This window comes from Borrelia coriaceae (assembly GCF_023035295.1).
Taxonomy (GTDB): Bacteria; Spirochaetota; Spirochaetia; order Borreliales; family Borreliaceae; genus Borrelia; species Borrelia coriaceae.
Map to the genome: position 1 here is coordinate 22384 of NZ_CP075090.1, position 6590 is coordinate 28973.

At 25.1% G+C, this 6590-nt stretch carries 6 protein-coding genes; all 6 read right to left on the minus strand.

Translation table 11 applies throughout. The annotated features are described in order from the left end of the window. Positions 1-364 precede the first annotated feature (364 nt). The 6 genes from bcCo53_RS07230 to bcCo53_RS07255 all read right to left on the minus strand — a co-directional run bounded on the left by bcCo53_RS07230 (position 365) and on the right by bcCo53_RS07255 (position 5854). Entirely contained in the window at positions 365-1306 is a 942-nt protein-coding gene (locus tag bcCo53_RS07230; RefSeq protein ID WP_025408920.1) for an Mlp family lipoprotein, read from the minus strand. Between the two features lie 415 nt (positions 1307-1721). Further along, positions 1722-2450, minus strand: coding sequence for a hypothetical protein (locus tag bcCo53_RS07235; protein WP_025408919.1), 729 nt, complete (start codon positions 2448-2450; stop codon positions 1722-1724). 88 nt (positions 2451-2538) lie between these two features. Continuing rightward, the gene (locus bcCo53_RS07240) at positions 2539-3267 is read right to left on the minus strand and encodes a hypothetical protein (RefSeq protein ID WP_025408918.1); all 729 of its coding nucleotides are present in this window, start codon (positions 3265-3267) and stop codon (positions 2539-2541) included. A 719-nt stretch (positions 3268-3986) separates the two neighbouring features. Then, on the minus strand, positions 3987-4499 hold the full coding sequence (locus bcCo53_RS07245) for an Mlp family lipoprotein (RefSeq protein ID WP_025408917.1): 513 nt from the start codon (positions 4497-4499) through the stop codon (positions 3987-3989). 34 nt (positions 4500-4533) lie between these two features. Beyond that, positions 4534-4995: an Mlp family lipoprotein gene (locus bcCo53_RS07250; protein WP_025408916.1), complete on the minus strand. Its 462-nt coding sequence runs from the start codon at positions 4993-4995 to the stop codon at positions 4534-4536. A 109-nt stretch (positions 4996-5104) separates the two neighbouring features. Continuing rightward, the gene (locus bcCo53_RS07255) at positions 5105-5854 is read right to left on the minus strand and encodes a hypothetical protein (protein ID WP_028328201.1); all 750 of its coding nucleotides are present in this window, start codon (positions 5852-5854) and stop codon (positions 5105-5107) included. Positions 5855-6590: the final 736 nt, after the last annotated feature.

The window sequence follows — 6590 nt, forward strand, 5'->3', positions numbered from 1 at the left end:
TTTATTATGGAGAATAATGATTAAAAGAATTCTTAATGTTAATATATTTAGTATCTTGTCATTTTTTATCTTGGGAATTAATAGACAAATTTTTGCGATCTATTATGAGATAGAGATTTATAAACGTTATCATTATTATCTTGATTTTCCAAGCTCTTATTTATAAACGGGTTGTAAGATGAATTTATTGAAAAAAAACAACCTAATACGTGTAGTTATAGGGGGCAAAGGATTCTGATCTTTTACATATTGGTGACAATCACATGTGTACATTAATAAGTTAGATATTTATTTAAAGTATGCTCAAGTAAAAATATTATGATATCAAAGTATAATTTATATTAATTTAATGATAAGTATTTGTTTAGCTATCATTGTCACATTTAATAATAACTGTGATTGGTAATTTGCTTATTGTCTCCTCATTGATTTCATTTGTGTTTAAGTATGATTTTAAATCATTATTAAAATTATAAATGCTTTTTTGATTTTTATCACATTTTGAAAGTTCATTATGTATATGATCCAGTACCGGTTTTATTATTGAATCGCTTAGTCTTATAAATGAAGTATATTTAGGAGTATACAATGTGCCATCTGGCCTAGATATAATTGTTATTATTGAGTTTTTTAGTATTTTTCTTTGATTGTCATTGAATCTTAGTTTAAGGAAATCAGCCTCACTTGAGAAATTTTTGCTGATATGGTTTTCTGGGGAAATTAATTCTGATTTAAGATATTTAAACATATTTTCATTTGTATTATTTATGGTGTTAGTAGATATGCCAAGAGTTTTATATAAAAGGTCTGTAAAAGATTCTTTTATCAGTTCTCCTGTAGTATGAGAATCAGATCGTTCATAAGAGTATACGTCATTTTTGCCATTACATGTATTTGAAGATACACAATTGATAGTGTTTATTATTATTTGTTTAGTAGATATGTTTTTTGCTTGTGTTGGTTTTTTTTGTTCTAATATATGGTATACATATTGAAAGTGCTCAGCCAGATCTTTTTGTTTTTGTATATCTTTTAATAACCAATTTTCAAAATTTTTATATTTTTCTTTATGTTGAGTTGTTAATTGCTGATCATTTTCTATAATTTTGTTAAATGCATGAATTATAGTATTAAATTTAATTTTTTCGTCGTTAGTTAATATGTTATCTTTTGGTTGTGAACCATGTTGATTATTATGGTATTTTTTTGTTGGTTTATTACCATTAAGTATAGAATTAGGATTCTCATTGCAACAGTATAAAAGTAATGTATGCCAAAGTATTATTAATTTTATATATTTATTCATATAATATTCTCCTTTTTTAATTTTTGCATATAATAACCTTTATTATATATAATGCTCTTATAATCAATCTATATACTTGATGAGTATTAATTATTTTTATAAAGTATGGGCATGCAAGAGCATGTAGCAAATGAACTCTTTAAAAGATATTACCGTAATGAACTTAAGTATTATCAAGTTTGTCATTATTAAATTGGAATATATTCCATTAAGTTGCCTTTTTAAGGGTTTAAGCTTTGTTTTTGAGCTTCTGTTATTTATATATTGAATGTCGTAACATTGTTTAGTACAGTAGAATGTGTTGTTAAGAAAGATTGTTTTTTATATTTATTTTAATAGATTTTGGGATACTCAAAGCTTTAATGAATGATATATTTGATTTGAAGATCTGTGTATTTGGTTTTGTGTATGTCTATTATGTTGTGCATGTCAATTTGGTGCAATATGGATTGATGCTTTCTGGTTTGCGATTTCCAGCACAGTGTAATAGATATTCCATATTAAAATATACATGACTAGCGAGTTTGTGGATTTCTACAAATTTAAGCATGAACTTGCAAAAATTATCGTTTATGTCATTGTATTTAAGAATATTAAAAGCATTAAAATATTCTTGTTTTGCTTTTGAATAAATATCTTTAAGTTTGATGAAAATGTGTTTATATTTATTATAACGTTTGATGAATTCTTGTGTTTCAGCATAATTGAACATATCTATCATTTCTTTTGTGAAAGTAAACATTGCATCTAATTCTTTTATTTCATGTATGAGATAAGCAGCTTGGTCAGGATTTTTATGTTTGAGAGTTTGTATAAATTTATAAGATTCTTCAAATAATGATTTGTATTCTTTAGGTACGATATCATCATTCTTATCATGACCAACACATAGACTAATAGAGAAAGCGAATTGAAAGCCATGTCTGAGTTCTTTATCAGAGTATGATTTAATATTTTCAATTTCGTCTGTAAAGTATGTCCCAAGATTTTTTAAATTCTTAAAATTAACTTTCCAGTTTTTGACACGAACTAATTTTCTTTTTTCATATTCATATTTGTCAAATTTTTTTCGTTGTTCTTTTTCTTCTTCAGATATAGCGTATAAATTAATAATTATAGTTAGGAATACTAGTATTTTGATCATTACTTTAACCTTATAAAGGTAGGATACTATATTTATGGGGAAATGGCAACGTTTGTATATATTTTGTGTTGAATAATTATAATGTTTATTATATTGTGGGTGTTAATTTGTTGCAATATGTTTTGTTGTTTGTTCTTGTGTTAGTGTCTGTGCATTTGAATAGGTTTTCCATGTTAAAGTATACATGACTAGCAAGATTGTGAATTTCTGTGAATTTAGTCATGAACTTGCAAAAATTATTGTTTATATCATTGTGGTCAAGAATATTAAAAGTTTCAAAATATTCTTGAGTAGCCTTTGAATAGATATCTTTAAGTTTTATGAAAATATGTTCATATTTATTATGTTTCATGGATTTTTGTCTGTAGGTAACATACTTAAATATGTCCAAAGTTCTTTTTGTGGAAGTAAGCATTTCATCTAGTTCGTATATTTCATGTATTAAATAAGCAGCTTGATTAGGATTTTTATGTTTGAGAGTGTTTATGAATGTGTAAGACTTTTCAAATAATGATTTGTATTCTTTAGGTACGATGTCATCTGATGTTGAGGAGTTGAGTCCAAAAGAGAAAGCGAATTGAAAGTCATGTTTAAGTTCTTTATCAGAATATGATTTAATATTTTCAATTTCATCTGTGAAAAATGGACTAAGACTTTTTAAGTTCTTAAAATTGGTTTTCCAGTCTTTGACACGTGTTAATTTTCTTTTTTCATAGGCGTATTTATCATATTGTTTTAGTTTTTCTTCTTCCTCTTCATATTCATATATAGCAGCTATATTGATTATAGCAGTTAGGAATAATAGTATTTTTATCATTGTTTTAACCTTAACCTTAAGATTAGGATAATCTATTTATAGTAATAATGCAAGTGAATAGTATATTAGGGTGGTAAGAAAGATGTTTTAATTTAAATAAATTATTATATTTTATTCGTTTTAAATTTCTATATTATTTAGAATAATTTATCAAAATTGAGATTTTTAAATGTAAATTAGTACATATTTTGTATTTAGTTTTTTATTTTCGTTTAGTTATAAGTTAACTTTTTATTTTATTATTCTGTAATCAGTTTAACTTATCTTTGATTTTTATATTTTTTTCTATCGGTTTTTAATTGAAAATAGGTAAATTTAACTATAAAAATGTTATCAAATACTTAGTATTAAAGTCAGATTTAGATGTTTATTATTGTATGTAAATATTATTAAGGTATTTCTTATCACTCGAATAGGTATTTTTTTGTGTTTTTAGTTAATAGTTTGTTTTTTTATTGATAAGTAATTATTAATCTTTTATATATTTACTCTATTATTATTTTTAATAACTCATCATTGTGAGGTGATATTTATATATACATATTTTAATTTCTTAATGGGAGTTAACCCCAAGTTAACTTTTTTATTTTCTTTGCCATTTTTGTAGTCAATTTAATTTATATTCCTTTGTAACTATTATTTTCTTTTAAATTCACCTCTCTTAAATGCTCTTGCTTTATTTGCAAGCTTTGATTATGAGAGGTGTATTTATCTTTTGTTTATTTTTGACAATCGCTTAATACTTCAGTTGTAAAGTTATTAAATATGTCGTCAACATTTAGTATTGTGTCTTTATGATCTTTTAAGAAATAGTCTTTTATGCGACTTCTAAAATTATTTTTACCAGTTTCATTGCCATTACACTTGTTAAGTTCAGTATGTATATGATCTAATATAGATTTTAGCTTTTCATCATCTATAGATTTTATCGTTCCATTATCGTTGAATACAAAAAATTCCTTTAGTATGAACAGTCTAATATTAATATACATGTCCTTCATGTCCTGTAGCAAAAAATACTGTGGCAAAGCATTTATTAAGAAATTAAGAGCTTGTGTTCGGTTATTATTATTTTTTAGTTGCATTCTTATGAATCTTTCGTACCTCTCTTCTCCTAATAAAAGGTCTACATGACCATATGGGTTAAGTAATTCTGTTTTGAGATCTTGAAATGTCTTTTCATTTACGCTGCCTGTGAGAGTTATGTCGTGTAGAACATCTGTAAAAAACATTAGTATATCTTGATCTTGAATATTTGTATATGTATCAATTACATTGATTTGTAGCTGCGCAAGTTAAGATATTACTTATAAGTTGGTTGATTGTCAAATTCTTTAATTGTGTGGGTTTTTTGTCTTCTAAGAAATCATAGACTAGAGTAAAAGCATTAGCTAATTCTTTTTGTTTTTGTATGTCTGTTGATCGTATCCAATTTAAAAAGTTTTGACTTTTTTGTAATGCATTATCTGGTAATTGCTTTAACTCTATCACTTTATTAAATGCATTTATAAGAACGTCAAATTTTTGCTTTTCATCAGCAGTTAAAGTATCAGGTCTTTTTTCGTCTTGTTCAGGAGGTTTAGGCTGTAGGTTATCTGCTCCTCCTTTCTTAAGTAATCCATGTGGTGTTGTTATAGTCTTATCAGAGGTACCATTAATTTTATCCGAATTGCAACAATACAAGAATAATGTACTACAAAGTACTAATAATTTGATAAATATATTCATAATATTCTCCTTATTTAATTTTTAAATTTAATATAAATTATTATATTTTATTATTTGAGAATTATTCTACATACTTGATAAGTATTATATGTATATTTAATTTTTATGTTTATAATATTGTGGATGTTAATTTGGTGCAATATGGATTGATGGTTTCTGGTATTGATGATCCACTGTCTATGCATTTAAAGCGAAGGTTATCCATGTTGAAATAAACATGAGTAGCGATCTTATGAGTTTCTACGAATTTAAGCATAAATTTGCAGAAATTATTGTCTGTATAATTTTGCTTGAGTATATTGAGAGTTAAGTTGTAATCATGTTTTGCCTTTGAATAAATATCTTTAAGTTTTATGAAAATGGGCTTATATTTGTTATAACGTTTTAAGAATTCTTGTATCCTAGGGTAATTGAACATGACTATAGTTTCGCTTGTATGACTTAATATCGCTCCCAATTCAGTTATTTCATATATGATATAAGCAGCTTGGTCAAGATTTTTATGTTTGAGAGTATTAATAAATGTGTGGTAATGTTTAATTATGTCGTGGTATCGAAATGCTACATTGTTTGATAGTGGGGTACATGTGTTACTGTTTGGCTTGTATTTACATTCTAGAGATAATTCTTTATCAGAAAGGCTAAGTACAGATTTAATCTTTTCGATTTGGTGTGTGAAGTATACTCCTAAATTTGTCAAGTTATTAAAATTAGTTTTCCAGTTTTTTACACGAACTAGTTTTCTTTTTAAGTAGCGGTATTTATCATAATCATAATATTTTGTGTTTTCTTTTTTTATATTTTCACATATAGAGAATGTGTTAGTTGTAATAGTGATGAGCAGTATTAATTTTAACATTCTTTAACCTTAGTAGAAGGATAGTCTATTTATAGTAACAATGCAAGTGAATAGAGGTAAAAAATATTTTTAATTGATTTAAATAAATACAGATATTTTATTTGGTTTAAATTTTAACTATCACTTAGTATATATTTGTATTCGATTGTATACTTTTAGTTAGTACATTTTTGCATGAATTTTAGTTCAAAAAAATATCAATATGTATACTGTCATGGATCTTGAAAGTAAGTAATAAAATTATGTGAAATATAAATATTTTTTCTAAAGCATTTTTCAAAATTTATGCTTTAGAAAATTTTTTTGCTTATTATTAATAACTTAAAAATCGATATAAAAAATATTATGAGAGTTTTAAATTATTATTTGATTTGCCTGTACGTTATAAAGAATGTTATCTGTTGTAAAGTTAGAGATAGTAAGATTTTTGTTATTGGGTTTTGTACTATTTGATATTAAGACGTAATTTTGTTGGGCTTTATTGTGAATTAGTCCGTAGTGGATTTGAATATAAAAAAATGTCAACTTTGGTATATTTTCGGGACAACTATTGTATAGTTTTGTGGCAACTTTGCTCATTTTAGGTGCAACTCATAAAAATAAAAAATCTTAAGAGACAACTTTGTGCATTTTCATGGCAACTATGTATAGAATTGAGGTAGCTATGTTTTTTATTTGAGGAAACTTTGTTCATTATTATTAGCCAAATACTTATGTACTAATAACAAATTATATA